Annotated in this window: 17 protein-coding genes; 6 read left to right on the top strand and 11 right to left on the bottom strand. The window is 60.5% G+C overall.

All coding sequences use genetic code 11. The annotated features are described in order from the left end of the window. Positions 1-77: 77 nt before the first annotated feature. Entirely contained in the window at positions 78-617 is a 540-nt protein-coding gene (locus tag AAHA39_RS19610; protein ID WP_320657168.1) for a gamma carbonic anhydrase family protein, read from the top strand. A gap of 88 nt (positions 618-705) precedes the next feature. Here the strand turns inward: AAHA39_RS19610 and polA are convergent, their stop codons facing one another. Next, positions 706-3,459: a DNA polymerase I gene (gene polA, locus AAHA39_RS19615; protein WP_320657167.1), complete on the bottom strand. Its 2,754-nt coding sequence runs from the start codon at positions 3,457-3,459 to the stop codon at positions 706-708. A gap of 400 nt (positions 3,460-3,859) precedes the next feature. Here polA and elbB point away from each other — a divergent pair, with 400 nt between their 5' ends. After that, complete coding sequence (elbB, locus tag AAHA39_RS19620) at positions 3,860-4,510, top strand: isoprenoid biosynthesis glyoxalase ElbB (RefSeq protein WP_236764107.1); 651 nt, start codon at positions 3,860-3,862, stop codon at positions 4,508-4,510. Positions 4,511-4,582: 72 nt separating this feature from the next. On the opposite strand, the gene AAHA39_RS19625 is transcribed toward elbB, so the two are convergent. The 4 genes from AAHA39_RS19625 to fieF all read right to left on the bottom strand — a co-directional run bounded on the left by AAHA39_RS19625 (position 4,583) and on the right by fieF (position 7,960). Beyond that, positions 4,583-4,792, bottom strand: a complete 210-nt coding sequence (locus tag AAHA39_RS19625) for a cell division protein ZapB (protein ID WP_033113622.1) — start codon at positions 4,790-4,792, stop codon at positions 4,583-4,585. A gap of 167 nt (positions 4,793-4,959) precedes the next feature. Then, the gene (locus AAHA39_RS19630) at positions 4,960-6,240 is read right to left on the bottom strand and encodes a hypothetical protein (protein ID WP_320657166.1); all 1,281 of its coding nucleotides are present in this window, start codon (positions 6,238-6,240) and stop codon (positions 4,960-4,962) included. Between the two features lie 20 nt (positions 6,241-6,260). Continuing rightward, positions 6,261-7,040, bottom strand: coding sequence for a serine O-acetyltransferase (gene cysE / locus AAHA39_RS19635; RefSeq protein WP_033113620.1), 780 nt, complete (start codon positions 7,038-7,040; stop codon positions 6,261-6,263). An 8-nt stretch (positions 7,041-7,048) separates the two neighbouring features. After that, positions 7,049-7,960 carry a cation efflux pump FieF gene (fieF, locus tag AAHA39_RS19640; RefSeq protein WP_041210793.1) on the bottom strand — a complete coding sequence of 304 codons (912 nt, stop codon included), beginning with the start codon at positions 7,958-7,960 and terminating at the stop codon, positions 7,049-7,051. A gap of 85 nt (positions 7,961-8,045) precedes the next feature. Here fieF and AAHA39_RS19645 point away from each other — a divergent pair, with 85 nt between their 5' ends. The 3 genes from AAHA39_RS19645 (at position 8,046) to trmL (ending at position 10,632) form a co-directional block, all read left to right on the top strand. Next, complete coding sequence (locus tag AAHA39_RS19645; protein WP_042030400.1) at positions 8,046-8,741, top strand: response regulator; 696 nt, start codon at positions 8,046-8,048, stop codon at positions 8,739-8,741. After that, entirely contained in the window at positions 8,723-10,093 is a 1,371-nt protein-coding gene (locus tag AAHA39_RS19650; RefSeq protein WP_252353653.1) for an ATP-binding protein, read from the top strand. Before AAHA39_RS19645 ends, AAHA39_RS19650 begins: the two co-directional genes overlap by 19 nt. A gap of 74 nt (positions 10,094-10,167) precedes the next feature. Continuing rightward, positions 10,168-10,632, top strand: coding sequence for a tRNA (uridine(34)/cytosine(34)/5-carboxymethylaminomethyluridine(34)-2'-O)-methyltransferase TrmL (gene trmL, locus AAHA39_RS19655; protein ID WP_216976544.1), 465 nt, complete (start codon positions 10,168-10,170; stop codon positions 10,630-10,632). Positions 10,633-10,645: 13 nt separating this feature from the next. Here trmL and dinF read toward each other — a convergent pair whose 3' ends face one another. The 4 genes from dinF to lexA all read right to left on the bottom strand — a co-directional run bounded on the left by dinF (position 10,646) and on the right by lexA (position 14,145). Beyond that, positions 10,646-12,007, bottom strand: a complete 1,362-nt coding sequence (gene dinF, locus AAHA39_RS19660; RefSeq protein ID WP_320657165.1) for an MATE family efflux transporter DinF — start codon at positions 12,005-12,007, stop codon at positions 10,646-10,648. 2 nt (positions 12,008-12,009) lie between these two features. After that, positions 12,010-12,636 (bottom strand): SCO family protein, encoded by a 627-nt coding sequence (locus tag AAHA39_RS19665; RefSeq protein ID WP_043851866.1) that lies wholly within the window; start codon positions 12,634-12,636, stop codon positions 12,010-12,012. Positions 12,637-12,841: 205 nt separating this feature from the next. Beyond that, positions 12,842-13,057, bottom strand: coding sequence for a hypothetical protein (locus tag AAHA39_RS19670; RefSeq protein WP_320657164.1), 216 nt, complete (start codon positions 13,055-13,057; stop codon positions 12,842-12,844). Positions 13,058-13,518: 461 nt separating this feature from the next. Beyond that, on the bottom strand, positions 13,519-14,145 hold the full coding sequence (lexA, locus tag AAHA39_RS19675; protein WP_033113613.1) for a transcriptional repressor LexA: 627 nt from the start codon (positions 14,143-14,145) through the stop codon (positions 13,519-13,521). A 204-nt stretch (positions 14,146-14,349) separates the two neighbouring features. Here lexA and plsB point away from each other — a divergent pair, with 204 nt between their 5' ends. Further along, entirely contained in the window at positions 14,350-16,773 is a 2,424-nt protein-coding gene (plsB, locus tag AAHA39_RS19680; protein ID WP_201931708.1) for a glycerol-3-phosphate 1-O-acyltransferase PlsB, read from the top strand. 69 nt (positions 16,774-16,842) lie between these two features. Here the strand turns inward: plsB and ubiA are convergent, their stop codons facing one another. Together ubiA and AAHA39_RS19690 are read right to left on the bottom strand one after the other, a co-directional pair. Further along, a complete protein-coding gene (gene ubiA / locus AAHA39_RS19685) occupies positions 16,843-17,712 on the bottom strand; it encodes a 4-hydroxybenzoate octaprenyltransferase (RefSeq protein ID WP_320657163.1) in 870 nt (289 codons plus the stop codon). Next, on the bottom strand, positions 17,709-18,245 hold the full coding sequence (locus AAHA39_RS19690; RefSeq protein WP_320657162.1) for a chorismate--pyruvate lyase family protein: 537 nt from the start codon (positions 18,243-18,245) through the stop codon (positions 17,709-17,711). The genes ubiA and AAHA39_RS19690 overlap by 4 nt, the downstream gene beginning before the upstream one ends. Positions 18,246-18,314: the final 69 nt, after the last annotated feature.

An 18,314-nucleotide genomic window follows, 5' to 3' on the forward strand; every position in this document is an offset into this window, starting at 1 on the left:
AACCACAGCTTTTATACAAACTTATCCACAGAAACAGCCTTCAGGTTGTTAGAATGGCCGAAAACAAGGAGGCCAAGATGGACTTGCGACTGAGACCCTACAAAGGAAAACGCCCACAACTGGGCAAGCGAGTATATGTAGACCCCTGCGCCACCCTGGTGGGCGATATCGAGCTGGGTGACGATGCCAGCATCTGGCCCATGGTGGCGGCACGGGGGGATGTGAACCATATCCGTATCGGCGCCCGCAGCAATATTCAGGACGGCACCGTACTGCACCTGACTCGCAAGAGCGCCAGCAATCCGGCCGGCTATCCACTGCTGATCGGTGAAGATGTCACAGTCGGCCATAAGGCGATGCTGCACGGCTGCACCATCGGCAACCGGGTATTGGTCGGCATGGGTGCTATTCTGCTTGATGGCGTCGTGGTCGAAGATGATGTGATGATCGGAGCCGGCAGTCTGGTGCCGCCGGGCAAGCGACTCGAATCAGGCTTTCTATATATAGGTAATCCCGTCAAACAGGCTCGTCCGCTCAAACCCGCCGAGGTCGCCTTCCTCAAAACCTCGGCCGACAACTATGTCCTGCTCAAGGATGAGTATCTGCAAGAGACCTGATAGAGCTGCCAGAAACAGGAAGCCCGGCATGATGCCGGGCTTCGCTTCTTATATAGCTATATAGCAGTGCAAAACGGCTGACCGGAGATCAGTGGGCCTGATCCCAGTTGTCGCCGGTGCCCGCCTCCACCACCAGCGGCACATCCAGTTCGGCTGCGGCAGACATCTTATCCTTGATGATGGCGATGTACTCCTCCAGCTTCTCTTCGCTGATCTCGAACACCAGTTCATCGTGTACCTGCATCAGCATACGGATCGACTCATCTTCAATCCCGCGGATCCAGCTGTCCACGTTGATCATGGCGCGCTTGATGATGTCGGCAGCCGTACCCTGCATGGGCGCGTTGATGGCGGCCCGTTCGGCAGCCTTGCGCAGACCGGCGTTGCGGGACTTGATATCCGGCAGATATAAACGACGGCCAAACAGGGTCTCGACATACCCCTGGGCTTCCGCCTGCTGGCGGGTGCGCTCCATGTACTCCAGCACGCCCGGGTAGCGTTCGAAGTAGAGATCCATGTACTTCTGCGCTTCGGCGCGACCGATCCCCAGCTGCTTGGCCAGACCAAAGGCGCTCATACCGTAGATGAGGCCAAAGTTGATCGCCTTGGCGCTGCGGCGCATGTCACTGGTCACCGCATCAAGCGCTACACCAAACACCTCGGCGGCGGTCGCCTTGTGGATGTCCTTACCCTCGGCGAAGGCAGTCAGCAGACCCTTGTCGCCAGAGAGATGCGCCATGATGCGCAACTCGATCTGGGAGTAGTCTGCCGCCACCAGCTTGTAACCGGCGCACGGGATAAAGGCCTGACGGATCCGGCGCCCCTGTTCGTTGCGTACCGGAATGTTCTGCAGGTTGGGATCGGTGGAGGAGAGTCGACCGGTTGCCGCCACTGCCTGATGATAGGAGGTGTGTACCCGTCCGGTCTGCGGCTTGATCATCAGCGGCAGCTTGTCAGTGTAGGTGGACTTGAGCTTGGCCAACCCACGGTGCTCCATCAGGAGGCGCGGCAGCTCATAGGTCTCAGCAAGCTCGGCCAGCACCTCTTCCGCAGTGGATGGCGCACCCTTGGGGGTCTTTTTGATGATCGGCAGCCCCAGCTTGGTGAAGAGGATCTCCCCCAGTTGCTTGGGCGAGGAGAGGTTGAACTCCTGCCCGGCCAGCTCGTGAGCCTGTTTCTCCAGCTCTGCCAGACGCACTTCGATCTCCTGACTCTGCTGATGCAGCAGCTTGGGTTCGATAGTGGTACCGAGTCGCTCCATTCGCGCCAGAACCGGCAACAGGGGCAATTCGATCTCACTGAATACTTTGGCGAGGCCCGGCTCGGTAGAGAGCTTGCCCCACAGCGCCTGATGCAGACGCAGGGTGATGTCGGCATCTTCCGCTGCGTAAGGAGCCGCCTGCTCAAGCTCGATCTGGTTGAAGGTGAGCTGCTTGACCCCCTTGCCGGCGATGTCCTCGAACGAGATGGTCTCGGCGTTCAGATACTTGCGAGCCAGTGAATCCATGTCGTGACGGCTGGCAGTGGAGTTGAGCACATAGGACTCGAGCATGGTGTCGTAGGCGATACCCTGCAGCTCGATACCGTGATTGAGCAGCACGTTGCGGTCGTACTTGAGGTTCTGCCCCACCTTGAGGCGGGCTGGATCTTCCAGCAGCGGCTTGAGCTTGCCGAGTACCACGGCCTCGGTCAGCTGCACTGGCGCCCCCAGATAGTCGTGGCCGAAGGGGACGTAGGCCGCCTTGCCCGGCTCGATGGCAAAGGAGACGCCAACGACCCGCGCTTCCATATAGTCGAGACTGGTGGTCTCGGTGTCGAAGGCAAACAGCGGAGCCGCCTGCAGACGGGCCAGCCAGTCGTCGAATTCGGCCTCGTCCAGAATGCAGAGATAGTCGGTCTCGATGGCGGCTACCGGGGCGGCACCTTCATCATCACCTTCGGCTTCGCTCTCATCAGCGCCGCCGGATTCCAGCTCTTTGATCAGGTTGCGCAGCTCGTACTCGCGATAGACCGCCAGCAGAGCCTCCTTGTCGATGGGGCCGAGCTGCAGCTCTTCCAGACTCTGCTCCAGCGCCACGTCGGTCTTGATGGTGGCCAGCACATAGGAGAGGCGCACCTGCTCTTCCTGTTCACGGAACTTGTCGGCGAACGCCTTGGAGCCACGGAAACCGAGCGCAGCCACCTTGTCGAGGTTGGCGGCGATCTCGTCGATACTGCCGATCCCCTGCAGCAATGCCAGTGCGGTCTTCTCGCCAACGCCGGTCATGCCGGGGATGTTGTCGACCTTGTCCCCCATCAGGGCCAGATAGTCGATGATGAGCTCGGGCGGTACGCCGAACTTCTCGATCACCCCTTCCCGATCGGTCTTCACGTCCTTCATGGTGTCGATCAGGGTGACATGGTCGGAGACCAGCTGCGCCATGTCCTTGTCACCGGTACTGATCAGTACCGGCAGCTGCTTCTCGGTCGCCTGACGGGCCAGAGTGCCGATCACATCGTCCGCTTCTACCCCTTCCACCATCAGGAAGGGGAAACCCATCGCCTTGATCATCTGATGGATGGGGGCAACCTGGCTGCACAGATCGTCCGGCATGCTGGCCCGGTTGGCCTTGTATTCGGGATAGATGTCGTCGCGGAAGGTTTTGCCCTTGGCATCGAACACCACGGCCACATGGCAGTCGGGATACTGCTTGCGCAGGCTGCGCATCATGTTGGCCATGACACGGACGGCGCCGCTCGGCAAACCGGTCGAGGTGCGCAAATCAGCCTGCTGGGAGGCAAAGAAGGCGCGGTAAAGATAAGAGGAGCCGTCGACCAGAATAAGGGGATTGCTAGGGGCCATGAAATCGTCCTGCCAGAGATAAACAGCCGCTAGGATGCCACAGGGGCCCCCTCACACCAAGGGGGGCAGAGAGCCGGCAGAAAGAGCCACACAAGCCTCAGTTCTGTGGATAACTCTGTGCTCAAAAATGGAGTCGCGGAAAAACCACAGTGACAACGCTGTGGATAAAAAACAAAAAATACATATATAACAATATATTGAGATCACAAAAACCGATCGCTAGACCATGAGAATGATCTCGATCAATGTGGAAAAAAATTTAAGGGAGTAGGTACGGCAGGATCCGAAACGAAACAATCCTAGCACAGCAAGATGACTTGACCAGCGGATGACGAGCGATAACCATACAAAAGTACAACAATCCATCTTGGCTCACATTTTCAACAACAAGGAGTTTGCCATGAAAAAAGTGGCCGTGATTTTGAGTGGCTGCGGCGTCTTTGACGGGGCAGAAATCCACGAGGCCGTCATCAGCTTGCTGGCACTGGCACGCCAGGGTGCTGCCGTGCAGTGCTTCGCTCCGAACGTCACGCAGCTCCATGTGATCAACCATCTGACCGGTCAAGTAAGCGAGGGGGAGAGCCGCAACGTGCTGGTCGAAGCAGCGCGTATCTGCCGTGGCCAGATAAAGGATGTGGCCGAGCTGGATGCGGCCGATTATGACGCCCTGCTGGTACCCGGTGGCTTTGGCGCAGCCAAGAACCTGTGCGACTTCGCCATCAAGGGGGCGGAGTGCCAAATCCAGCCTGACGTGCTGAAGGCGTGCCAGAGCTTTGCCAATGCCAACAAACCGGCCGCCTACATCTGCATCGCTCCGGCCATGATCCCGCTCATCTACGGCGCCGGCACCCTGGCCACCATAGGCCATGACGAAGGCACCGCCAACGCCATCGAAGCGATGGGTGGCAGCCACCTCAACTGTCCGGTCAACGAGTTCGTGGTGGATCAGGAGCGCAAGGTGATCTCCACCCCCGCCTACATGCTGGCCAGCAATATCGTAGAAGCGGCAGACGGCATCGAGAAAACCGTCAAACAGCTGCTGGCACTCTGATTGCCCGGCTGACCAAAGCAAACGGGCCGCTCATGGAGCGGCCCGTTTTCAATTCTCGCGGATAGCGACCGATCAGATGCTTTCGCCCATCTGATCCATCTTGCCCAGCAGGGCACGCAGACGCTCCTGCCATGCAGCGTGCTCGTTGCGCAGCTGATGGTTCTCGTCTTGCAGCTTGGTGTTCTGCTCTTTCAGATCGTCCAGTTCCATCTTCAGCAGGGAGATGTTGTCGACGGCGGATTGTACTTTGGATTCGAGTTGCTCAAGGACTTCTAGTGACATATGCATACCTGTTTGTTCAATTGCGATGCCCCACAGAGGGCGATTCAAGCGCGTGGAGCCAGCATACCCCGAGCCTATCGGCACAAACAAGCCAGTGCGCTGCAAAATGCCTCTTCCACAGAGGTATTGTCTAAATATGCGTCTATTTTTCTCGCATCCCGCGCAGCTCACCGGTGAAGAGCGATATAGCCCCCCATCAGCAGGCAGCCAACCCCGTACATCAGCAGGCCATAGAGCAGGTTGCCACGCAAGATGGCGGCAGCACTCAGGTTGTAACGGGAGGCCAGCGCCAGATTGGATCCGGAGAGCGGGCTGGTGCCCGTGGCAATCCCCCACCCCAGCAGAAAACACATGCCGAGCAGGCTGGGATCCGGTGACAGAGGCCAGAGCAGCGGCGCCAGTCCGGAGATACTGATGAGCGGGTGTACCCCGACTATGGCGACCAGCAGGATCAGCAAGAGTGCGAGAGATGCCTCCAGCCAGCCGAAGTGGTTGAACAGCGGCAAACCGTGCCCGCCACCGAGATCGATGACCGACACGGCGCTGTTGATGCCGGCTGCCAGCAGGCCAGCCCCCAGAAACAGCACCAGTTGACCACCGATGGCAGGAAAACGCTCCACCACCTGCCTTTTGAGCGCGGCCTTGCGGCCGGTATGCGGCATAAACAGCAGCGCCAGCAAGGGTGCTACCAGAGCGATAACGGCCATGATGCCGAGATCTGGCCAGATCTGCTTGATGAGCAGCACCAGCCCGGCCAGGGTGATCGGCAGCCCCAGGGTCTGTAGCCGCAGTGGATAGCCGGCAAAATCCGCCACCCCGACCCGCTCCACCTGCCAGGCCGTTATCGTCATTGCCAGCAGGGTCGCCACCACGCCAAACGGCAAGATGTTCGACAGCTTGAGACCCGGTGCGTAAGTGAGTGCCACCGCCATGGCGACAAAGAAGGGGGACCAGAAAGCGGCGACACAGAAGATGCGGCTCAGCACCAGCACCTGACGTCGCTCAAGGGTACCGTTACGTTCCAGCCGCTCCCCGATGATAAAAAGCACCGAGAGGTTGATGACGGCCCCCAGCAGATTGAGACTGGCCATGGTGCTCCACAGCCCCTTGCGCCCTTGCCATGAGGTAGTACCGGTCAAGAGACCCGAGGTAGCGAGATTGAGGGTGCTCACCGCAGCAAACATGGTGAGCATATTGATGTTGGGCAGCAGCCAGGCATCGGCACTGAAGCTGGCCCCCCGCCACCAGGAGAAGAGCAACAGCACAAACGCAGCACCGTAAAGTGCCAGCGCCTGCCGTCTGGCGGCGCCGGCCAGCCATGGCCAGGTGAGCAGAGAAGCAGCCCAAGCCGCGATGGCCGCCGGCCAGGGAGAGAACCCCAGATAGAGATGCAGCAGGTTGAGCAGCCACATCCCCAGGATCAGATAACCCGACCAGCGTTTGGCCATCGACTACTCCGGCCGGGAGATCAGAGGCACTGATCCATATCCAGTGAAGGCTTGTCGCACTCCGGACGGCCGACGATCTTGGCTGGTACGCCCGCGACTGTGGTATGGGGTGGCACCGGATTGATCACCACACTGCCGGCACCAATCTTGGCGCCCATGCCCACTTCGATATTGCCGAGCACCTTGGCGCCCGCCCCTATCATCACCCCTTCGCGGATCTTGGGATGACGATCGCCACTCTCCTTGCCGGTACCACCGAGGGTCACGCTCTGCAGGATCGAGACGTCATCTTCAATCACCGCTGTCTCGCCCACCACTATGCCGGTGGCGTGGTCAAACATGATCCCCTTGCCGATGCGGGCGGCCGGATGCACATCGACCCCGAATACCACCGAGATCTGGTTCTGCAGGTAGAGCGCCAGCGAGCGGCGCCCCTGACGCCACAGCCAGTTGGCGACCCGATAGCCCTGCAGAGCATGGAACCCCTTGAGGTAGAGCAGCGGAGTGGAGAAGAGGTCAACCGCCGGATCGCGATCCTGTACGGCACAGATGTCGGCGGCAACCACGGTCAGCAGCTCCGGCTCGCTACGCAGCGCCAGCTCGATCACCTCGCGCAGGGCGATGGCGGGCATGGTGGCGCTGTCGAGCTTGTTGGCCAGCTGGAAGCTGAGGGCCGAGCGCAAATTTTTGTGATTGAGAATGGTGGAGTGGAAGAAGCTGGCCAGCATCGGCTCCTGGGCCGCCATGCACTGTGCTTCTTGCTGAATTTTCTGCCAGGTTTTGGCAACCAGATCATCCATGTTGCAGCCTACTGTTGTTCAGGGTGAGGACTCTGTTGTTCTTTTGTCAGCACCGAGATGGGGTCCATGTGGATAATAACGTCCATTCGCTCGAAAGCCTGGCGCACGGCCAGCTCGGCTTCATCGGCGATTTGATGGGCCTTGACCAGAGGGATCTGGTCATCCAGCTCCAGGTGCAGCTGCACAAAGCGGGTCGGCCCCGACTGGCGGGTGCGCAGATCGTGGACGCCGTGAACCCCTTCGACGGCGCAGCAGAGGGCCATTATTCTCGCTTGTTCTTCGGCTGGCAACTGACGATCGAGCAGCGCCTGCACCGATTCGTAACCAATATGCAACGCACCCCACAGCAGGAACAGACCGATCAGGATGGCAAACAGGCCGTCGGCCCAGTACCACCCCTGCCCCGCCAACACCAGCGCCAGCAGCACCCCGGCGTTGAGCAGCAGATCAGAGCGGTAGTGCAGCATGTCGGCCTTGATGGCGACGCTGTTGGTCTTGCGAATGACAAAGCTCTGGAAGCTGACCAGCAGCAGGGTCAGCACGATGGAGCCACCACTGACCCAGAGGCCCGCCTCCAGCCGCTCGATGGGTGCCTGCTTGAGCAGCGACGAGATGCCGTGCATCACCAGCAGCAAAGCGGAACCCGAGATAAAGGCCGACTGGATGAGTCCGGCCAGCGACTCGGCCTTGCCGTGACCGAAGCGGTGCTCGTCATCGGCAGGGGCCAGCGCATAACGGATGGCCAGCAGGTTGATGATGGAGGCGCTCACATCCATAAAGGAGTCAGTCAGGGATGCCAGCAAGGTTGATGAATCTGTCATCAGCCAGGCGATCAGTTTGCCGATGATGAGCAGGGTGGCGGTCGTGACGGCCGCCATGCTGGCAAAGGTAACCCAACGGGAATATTGTTGATGGCTCAAAACCGGCTTTCCTCTGGCGATGAAAAACTTATTATACCCTGACCCCGGCGTCAGTTTGGCGCGAAAATCTGCGGAATAACACCCGATGAACAGAATACTCCTGGTCGACGACGATCTTGAATTGACCCAGTTGCTCACCGAAATTCTGACCCTGGAGGGATTTCAGGTCACGGTCGCCGAGGATGGTGAAGAGGGGCTGCAACGACTGGCAGAGCAGAGCTTCAATCTGGTACTGCTCGATGTGATGATGCCCAAGCTCAACGGCTTCGCCATGCTGGCCAAGCTGCGCAAAACCCATGAAACACCGGTACTGATGCTGACCGCCCGTGGCGACAGCCAGGATCGGGTCAACGGTCTTGAGGCGGGGGCCGACGACTATCTGGCCAAACCGTTCGATGATCGGGAGCTGCTGGCCCGGGTGCGTGCCATCCTGCGCCGTACCCAGAGCGCCCCACCCCAGCGCGGCAACTCCTCCGACGAAGTCAGCTTTATGGACATAGTGCTGCAACCCGGCCTGCAGCAGGCACGCTGCGGCGAGCAGCTGCTGGAGCTGACCGCCACCGAGTTCGGTCTGCTGGAGTGCCTGCTGCGCAATCCCGGCCAGATCGTCAGCAAAAGCCACCTCTCCGAGCAGGTGCTCGGCAAGAAGCTGGAACCCTTCGATCGCGCCATCGACATGCACCTGAGCAACCTGCGCAAGAAGCTGCCGGAGCGCGTCGATGGCCAGCCCCGCTTCAAAACCGTACGGGGGCGCGGCTATCTGTGGCTAGAGCAAGAATAAAGGGGGGCACCTCCCTCAACGGGATCTCGACCCACATCTTCCTCTGGTTCTGGTTTATGTTGCTGGTGATCCTCGCGGCAGTGATCAGCCTGCCGACGCTCGATCCCCGCAACCAGATCCCGCTGCCCACCCACGAGGTGGCGCGGATGCAGAACAATGTGCAGGCGCTACTCAATGCCGCCGACCCGGATCAGGATTTCGATCTGGCCAAGGCGATGGACAAGATCGCCATGCTGCCGGTGGACAACGTCTATATCCGCGACGAGAAGGGGCAGATCCAGTCAACCACCCATCCCCGCAAGTTCGTGGTGCGCTTTATGGTGGATGCCGATGACCCGGGCAAACCCATGCTGCGCAACGAGCACCGCAAGGCGATCGCCGGCCCCTTTCTGATGCAGCATCACGGCCACAGCTACCACGTCTATTTCGGGCTCAATGCCGAAAACCCCTACCTGTTCCTGTTCATTCAGGTGCTGGATCACCCGATTCGCATTCTCGGGGTGGCCATGCTGATCAGCACGCCGCTCTGTCTGCTGCTCGCCTGGCGACTGACCCGCCCGATCCTGCAGTTGCAAAAATCGGTCTCCCAGCTGGCAGCCGGCAACCTTGAAGTGCAGATCCCCAATCTCGGCCGCCGCGACGAGATCGGCCAGCTGGCCGACCATGTCAGCCGCATGGTGGATACGCTCAAGAGCATGATCCAGAAGCAGAAACAGCTGCTCTCAGACATCTCTCACGAGCTGCGCAGCCCCTTAACCCGGATGCAGCTGGCGCAGGCGCTGATCCGCCGCAAGCAGGGCGATAGCGCCGAGCTGGCCCGGATCGAATCGGAGATAGGCCGACTGGACAAGCTGATCGGTGACCTGCTCGACCTGTCGCGGGTACAGCAGCATGTGGAGGCCCCCGTCGTGCAGCCGCTGGCCGACCTGCTGGAACCCATGCTCGAAGATGCCATGTTCGAGGCGAACCAGAGCGGCAAACAGCTCAGGCTGCCGCAACTGCCGACCGAGTCGATCCAGATGTGGCCGGAGCTGCTCTCGCGTGCCATCGAGAACCCGCTGCGCAACGCCCTCAAATATGCCCGCGAGTTCATCAAGGTGGAGTGGTATCGGGATGGCAAGGAGTGGGTGATGACCATTCGGGATGACGGGCCCGGTGTACCTGACGAGCAGCAGCCGCTGCTGTTCCAGCCCTTCTTCCGGGTCGATGATGCCCGCAATGCCAAGACCGGCGGCACCGGGCTGGGGCTGGCCATCGCGGCGGAGGCGATCCAGCGCCATGGCGGCACCATTGCCGCCAGCAACAACCACCCGACCGGCCTCACCGTCACCATCAAACTACCGGTCGCCTGACCCTTTTCATCGGCACGGGCGCTGGGTATGCTGGCGCCCCTTCTTGCCTTTACATCTCTTTGCAGGAGCTCGTCATGCTCGATATCGTCCTCTACCAGCCGGAAATTCCGCCCAATACCGGCAATATCATCCGGCTTTGTGCCAACACCGGATACCGGCTCCATCTCATCGAGCCACTGGGATTTGAGTGGGATGACAAGCGGGTAAAGCGGGCGGGACTCGACTATCACGAGTTTGCCGAGGTGAAGCGCTGGCCGAACTATGACGCCTTTCTGGCAGAAGTGGCGCCCAAGCGGGTATTTGCCTGCACCACCAAGGGACGCACCGCGCACTCGGCCGTGCAGTTTGCTCTCGGCGACGCCCTGCTGTTCGGGCCGGAGAGCCGCGGTCTGCCCATCGAGATTATCGAGAGCCTGCCATTCGAGCAGCGGGTACGCATCCCCATGCTGCCCCAGAGCCGCAGCATGAACCTCTCCAATGCGGTTTCGGTCTTTGTCTACGAGAGCTGGCGCCAGCTCGGTTATCCCGGCGCCATGTAAGCGCCACCGATGATCAGTGGCGGGCGTCCAGCAGGCGCCCGCTTCGCTCCAGTCGCCAGCAGCTGATCCCGAGCGACAAGCCACGGCCAACCATCAGCGCGGCCATCGCAGCCCACAGTGCCGCAACACCCCACGACTGACAGAGCCACCAGATCGGGAAGAAACCGCCAAACGCCGCCAGCAGCATGCTGTTGCGCATCTCCTTCGCCCGGGTCGCCCCGATAAAGACACCATCCAGCAGGAAACACCAGACCGCCAGCAAGGGCATCACTACCAGCCAGGGCAGGTGGCGGGTTGCCTCTGCCACGACTACCGGAATATCGGTGATGTAGCCGATAAGGTGGCTACCGAAGAGGGCAAATACCAGAGTAAAACCACTGGCAATGAGGGCCGCCCAGCCCAGATTGAGCAGGATGGCCTCCCGCAGCCGGTGCCGATCCCGCAAGCCGATGGCCCGCCCGACCATGGCCTCGACGGCATAGGCGAAGCCATCGAGCCCGTAGGAGATAAGCATCAGGAAGTTGAGCAGCACCGCATTGGCCGCCACCGCCACATCGCCCAGTCGGGCACCTTGCAGAGTCATAAAGGCAAAACAGAGCTGCAGGGATAAGGAGCGCAGGAAGATATCGCGGTTGAGGCCAAGCAGCCGCACCATGGGAGCAAGTTGGCGCCAGCGCTGCCAGCCATCCTGCCACACCGTCGGCGCCAATTGCCGCAGCTGACGAGATACCAGCCAGATGCCGCCCCCCAGTGCGCAGTAATCGGCCAGCACCGAGGCCGCCGCTACACCGCGCACCTGCCAGCCGAGCCCCAGCACAAACAACGCATCGAGCGCCATGTTGACCAGATTGGTGAGGATCAGCATCACCATGGGGCTGCGGGCATCCTGCATCCCCAGCAGCCAACCCATGATCACCAGATTGCAGAGCGCCGCCGGAGCGCTCCAGATCCGGACCGCCACGTACTGGCCAGCATAGAGCTGCACCTCGGGCGAGCCGCCGCTCAGGGCAATCAGCCGTGGCAACAGGGGAAACAGCAAAAGAATCAGAGCCAGCCCGAGGGCAACAGCCAGCCCCAACCCGCGCAGCAAGGTATCGAGCTGGGCCCGCCCGTCGGCGGCGCCGTGCGCCTGCGCCGTCAGTCCGGTGGTGGACATTCGCAGAAAGCCGAGCAGCCAGAAGATGAGATTGATGAGGGTCGCCCCGACCGAGACGCCCCCGAGAAACCAGGCCTGCCCGAGATGACCGATCACCCAGGTGTCCACCAGACCCAGCAGGGGGGTGGTGATATTGGAGAAGACCATCGGCAGGGCGAGGGCAAAGACGGCGCGGTGGCGAGAGGGATCTCGCCACCAGGGAGCAACAGAGTGCGTCACTCTCAGTGACCTGTCAGCTTCAGGATGCGGGAGAAGTCGGAGAGCATGCTATCCATCTGCACCAGCGGTACCTGGCCGCGCTCCACCTTGGGCCTAAATACCCCCTGCAACTTGCCCTTGGGGTTGATGAGGACGATGGAGGCAGAGTGATCGATCAGGTAATCCTTCTCCCCCTCCTTGGCGATGGAGTAGACCAGCCCCAGATTGCGCACGAACGGGAACAGCTTGTCGTGGGGCGCCGTCGCAGCCTTGAACTCGGGGTTGAAGAAGGCGGTATAGGTTTTGAGACGGGCCGGATCATCGCGCTGGGGATCCGCCGAAACAAAGACCACCTGAGTAGTCGGCGCCAGCTTCTTCAGCTGATCGTAGACGGAGCGTATATCCGCCAGCGTAGTGGGGCAAATATCGGGGCAGAAGGTGTAACCGACGAAGAGAAAGGTCCAGTGGCCCAGCAAGTTGGCCGGGGTGAATGGCTTGTTGTCGGCATCGATCAGCTGGAAGTTGTTGATGTCCCGCCCGACCGGATAGTAGTCAGCATGCTCCGGTCGTTTTGGCTGGGTGAGATAGAAGGCAAGGATCAGGCAGCCTGTCAGCAGCAGAAACAACAGGGGATAGCGAAGCTTCATCATAACAAGAGACCCTTTCGGTTCAGTACACACAGCATCGATAGCCAGACAGGTGGGGATTGTACCCCAGCAGGGCATGAACTGGAGACTCCTTGTACACGGCTCTGTCAGGAACAGACCGTTTGGTTCAATTAAGCAGCAACCGCAAAAACAAAAACCGGCTCTTGAGCGAGCCGGTTTTGTGAGTCTCTGGCGCCATCCATGCCCTTCACGGGCGGTTAATGCGCCTCTGCTGCAGCATTTTGCCGAGCGCTCTGGCACTGATGGGGATCACGGGTGCCAACCAGTTTTCCTGCGACTTGGCAACACCACGGCTCCGCTTGAACAGCAGTACCAGCTGTACCACCTTCTCTTTCGGGCAACCCAGCCAGAGCGTCCAGTGCGAGCCCTTGTGGTGCAGCCAGAGCCCGTAAAACCAGGTCAACCGGCTGCCTCTGAAAAAACGGGTGATGGAGGATACCGGTGCCAGTTCCCTCACCCCTGTATCCCATGGAGATCTCGATGCCATAACCAGTCCTCCCTGACCGACAAGTTATGCTGTTTCGCCTGCCCGACTCTGCCGGCAGCACGGCGACTTGCCATACCACGAGTGACGCCCCATGGCAGGGGTGCCCCCTCTCCCTTCATATCCCGTGAAGGTGCATTGTCCACGTTTGTTCTGACTTTGCCCCAATTACCCGCCACAGGCCGGCAACGCATGGCAAGAAGTCTCTTTATTGGCGAGACCCTGATTTGAGCATATATCCGAAATGAATGATTGGCAGCCACTCCCTTCGTCGAACGCCTGTCGAGTCTCGTAGCAATAGGCGAGTGGCAGGGCCAACAGGAAAGGCGCAAAAAACAAAACGGCCTCCCGCAGGAGGCCGTCTCATGGCAAAGGGATAATTACATCCAGTCGGCGTTGCGGATCACGCCAACGGCCAGACCCTCGATGGTAAGGTGCTGGCTGGAGAGATCCACCTCGATGGGGGAGAGCTCTTCGTTTTCCGGCAGTAGCCACACCTGGCTGCCCTTGCGCTGGAAGCGCTTGACGGTGACATCCTCATCGAGACGAGCCACCACCACCTGACCGTTGCGCACCTCCTGAGTCTTGTGCACCGCCAGCAGGTCGCCATCCAGAATGCCGATGTTCTTCATGCTCATCCCCTGCACTCGCAGCAGAAAATCTGCCCGCGGATGGAACAGGGCGGGATCCACCTGATAGTGGCTCTCGATATGCTCCTGCGCCAGGATAGGTTCGCCGGCAGCCACCTTGCCAATCAGGGGCAGGCCGCTCTCTTCCAGCACCTCTTCCTCCTCTTCAAGCAGCAGGCGGATGCCGCGGGACGTGCCCGGCATGATCTCGATGACCCCTTTTTTGGCCAGGGCCTTCAGATGTTCTTCGGCCGCATTGGCCGACTTGAAACCAAGCTTCTGGGCAATCTCGGCGCGAGTCGGCGGCATGCCGGTTTCGCTCATATTCGCCTTGATCAACTCCAGCACTTCGGCCTGGCGGGGAGTAAGGGGTTTCATAGAATGGGCACCTGTCTTTTTATACAGCACACTGGCAGTATATACAGTGCAGTGACCAAGGCAAGGCAGAGCTGACATTTGTCGCGACAAACCGCTCATTTATCGCTGTTTTGATCCTGCGCAGCTGACTCATCGTACCTCTCGGCGACAAGGGGCCGCCGATTTGCTATGCTCACGCCGCATTTTTTTGGAGAGCAGACGCACATGTCCCTAGGACAGAAGATTTCCAGAGCCATCTTGCAATGGCCGGTCAGCGGCTTGGTCAATCACAAGAGCCTGCCGGAAAATCCCATCACAGAACTCAATCTGGATCCGGCCAGACCCATCGTCTACGCCCTGAAGACCAGTTCGATCACTGACCTGATGACCCTGCAGCAATGCTGTGAGGATCTCGGTCTGCCCGGCCCCTTCACCCCGCTGGAGCTTAACGGCCAGCTGCTGCCGCGCTATGTCTGTCTGGATCGTCCGCCTCCCCTGTTTGGCAAACGTAGCAAACCACTCCCCTTCCTGCAGGAGTTCCACCAGCTGCTGGATCTGCACAAGCAGGATCCCGAACTCGATATCCAGGTGGTGCCCGTCACCCTGTTCTGGGGTCGTGCGCCGGGTCGGGAAGGCGAAGAGGCTTCCGGCTGGAACATCATCAGCAGTCTGGCGCCGAACCGGCTGAAGAAAGCGCTCATCGTGATCCTCAAGGGTCGCGAGAATCTGGTGCGCTTCTCGCCGCCGCTCTCCCTGCGCTATATGGCGGACAAACACGGCACCGACGAAGGGATCGCCCACAAACTGGCGCGGGTGGCTCGTACCCATTTCAGCCGCCAGCAGCTGGCCGCCACCGGCCCGAAACTGCCGAACCGCCACCTGCTGTTCAAACAGCTGCTCGACTCCGAAGTGATCCAGCAGGCGATTGAAGAGGAGGCCCAGCGCGAAGGGATCAGCCTCGAGAAAGCCAAAAAGCGGGCTCACGGCTATATGGACGAGATCGCCTCCGACTTCTCCTATCGGCTGATCCGTCTCGGCGAGAGTTTCCTCGGCTGGCTGTGGAACAAGCTCTACCGCGGGCTCTCCGTCAACGGCGCCGAGAAGGTACGCCAGCTGGCACAGGAAGGGCATGAGATCGTCTACGTCCCCTGCCACCGCAGCCACATGGACTACCTGCTGCTCTCCTACGTCATCTACCACCAGGGGATGGTGCCGCCCCATATCGCGGCAGGCATCAACCTCAACTTCTGGCCGGCGGGCCCGATTTTCCGCCACGGCGGCGCCTTCTTCATCCGTCGTACCTTCAAGGGCAATCCGCTCTACAGCACGGTATTTCGTGAATACCTCAACCTGCTGTTTGCCAAAGGTTACTCGGTGGAGTTCTTCACCGAGGGTGGCCGCTCCCGTACCGGCCGCCTGCTGCCACCCAAGACCGGCATGCTGGCGATGACCCTGCAGGCGATGATGCGCGGGCTGGACAGACCGGTCACTCTGGTGCCGGTCTATCTCGGTTACGAGCACGTGATGGAGGTGAACACCTACCACAACGAGCTCAAGGGCAGCCGCAAGGAGAAGGAGAGCTTCCTGCAGGTGCTCGGCATCCTGCGCAAGCTGCGCAACTACGGCCGCGGCTTCGTCAACTTCGGCGAACCGCTGACCCTCAACAGCTACCTGAGCGAGCATATTCCCGACTGGAAACAGCACATCGGGGAAGAGGAGCGTCCGGAGTGGATGGCGGGTACCGTCAACGAGCTGGCCGAGCTGCTGATGACCCGCATCAACGGGGCTGCCGCGGTCAATGGCCTGACCCTGAGCGCACTGGCACTGCTGGCCGCCGAGCGTCACGCCCTGACCCGCGACGAACTGCAGGCCCAGCTCAACACCTATCTTGATCTGCTCAAGCAGGTGCCCTACAGCCCGCACAGCACCATGCCGGCCGAAGATGCCGCCACCCTGCTGGATCAGGCGATGGAGCTCAACAAGTTCGAGGTGAGTGAGGACAAGCTGGGCCAGATCATCAGTCTCGACCGCTATCAGGCGATCCTGCTGACCTACTACCGCAACAACATCCTCCACCTGTTCGCCATGCCCTCGCTGGTAGCGGCCCTGATCGAGCGCTGCGAAGGGATCTCCCACAGCGAGCTGCTGGCCCGCTGCATCGACATCTATCCGCTGCTCAAGACCGAGCTGTTCCTGCGCTACGAAGAAGATGAGCTGCCGGAGCTGGTCGAGGCCCTGCTGGCCGAACTGCAGCGTCAGCAACTGATCGAGGCGCGCGATGGCGGCTACTGGGTCAACCCGGCCAACCAGATGCGCCTGCTGCTGCTGGCGGAGAGCATTCAGGAGACCCTGCAGCGCTACGCCATCGTGCTGACCCGGGTGCTGGCCCAGCCCCATATCGAGGCGGAGCAGCTGGAAGCGGACGGCCTGATGATGGCAGAGCGCCTCGGCACTTTGCACGGCATCAACGCCCCCGAGTTCTTCGACCAGAAGCTGTTCAGCACCCTGATCCACACACTGCGCAAGGAGGGTTACTTCTCCTCCGACTGCAAGCCGGATCTCGGCCGCTTCCAGGCACTGGCCGACAACATAGTGCCGCTGCTGAGCAACAAGATCCGCCGTACCATTCAGGCTGGCAACCAGCTCTGATCTGCAACGCAAACAAAGAAGGCCGCATGATGCGGCCTTCTTTTTTATCGGAGTTTGCGCGGGAACAGGTCACGCCAGCAGGTAATCGAGCACCACGCCGATGAAGATCAGCGCCCCAACATAGTTGTTGTTGAGAAACGCCTTGAAGCAGGCTTCACGCTCGCGCTCGCGGATCAACCGCTGCTGGTAGACGAAGAGCACCCCAGCCCCCAGCAATCCCCAGTAATACCAGCCCCCCAGCGCCATCAGCTGGCCAACCACCAGCATGATAAGCAGGGTGCCCAGTTGCAGCACCCCGATGATCCGCTTGTCGTTGCGGCCAAACAGGATGGCGCTCGATTTGAGACCGAGCTTGAGGTCATCGTCCCTATCCACCATGGCGTACTGGGTGTCATAGGCGACGGTCCAGAGCAGGTTGGCCAGGAAGAGCAGCCAGGCAACGAGGGGTAGAGCGTTGGCCTGCGCCGCATAAGCCATGGGGATTGACCAGGAGAAGGCCAGCCCGAGCACAAACTGCGGGTTGGAGATGAGCCGCTTCATGAAGGGGTAGCAGACCGCCAGCAACAGAGCGATAAACGACAGGCTGATGGTGAGCGGGTTCATGGTCAGCACCAGGGCAAACGAGATGAGCGCCAGCACAAAGAAGAGTGCCAGCGCCTCGCGCGGATCGACCCTGCCGGTCGGCAGCGGACGCCCTGAGGTGCGTTTGACGTGGCCATCGAAGTCGCGATCCGCATAGTCGTTGATGACACAGCCTGCCGAGCGCATCAGAAAGACGCCCACGGCAAAGACGATGAGATTCCAGAGGTTGGGGACGCCACCTGCCGCCAGCCAGAGCGCCCAGAGGGTGGGCCACAGCAGCAGCAGGGTACCGATGGGTTTGTCGATGCGAGCCAACTGCATATAGGCCAGCCCTCGCTCCTTGGTCAACAGATTCACTCCAGCTCCTTGTTACAAACGAGAGAAGGCAGAAACAGCTCGTGCACCAGCAGTGGCCACGGCCCCAGAAACAGGCGGGAGCGGCGCCCCCAGACCACGGCTGCCGGACAGCGGGGGTTGGCGGCGATCTCGAAGCGCGCCACTTGCAGATGATCGCGCCGCGCCGGCTCGTGGCCGAATATCCGCTCGCCGAGCGGCTGCTCGCCAAGATCGGCCAGCCCGCTTCCCTCCAGCGCCACATCGGCAAACAGGGTCCAGCCCAGAACCGCCGGCCCCCGATCGCCGTGCAGGATCACCTCGCGGCAGACCCCGGCCGGGGTGGGCGCATCCACCAGCCACTGCTCATCGGCAGTGAGAGAGACCTGATGATTGCCAAGCCACTCGACCGAGAAGTGGCTGTTGTGCTGGCGCAACCGCCGGGTCATGGAGCCCGGCTCCAGCAACCAGGGGCGCAGCGAGGCTGGCAATTCACAACTTTCCGGAGCCAGCCAGCTACCCGAGAGTGTGAGGGGAACAGTCAACTCGGACTTCACAGCATCACCATCCAGAGATTTCCGTGTTCAGGTTAAAATCCGGTTTATTATCCGTAAATCAATCGCGAA

Source organism: Aeromonas sp. SE22 (genome assembly GCF_038739755.1).
GTDB classification, from domain to species: Bacteria; Pseudomonadota; Gammaproteobacteria; order Enterobacterales; family Aeromonadaceae; genus Aeromonas; species Aeromonas jandaei.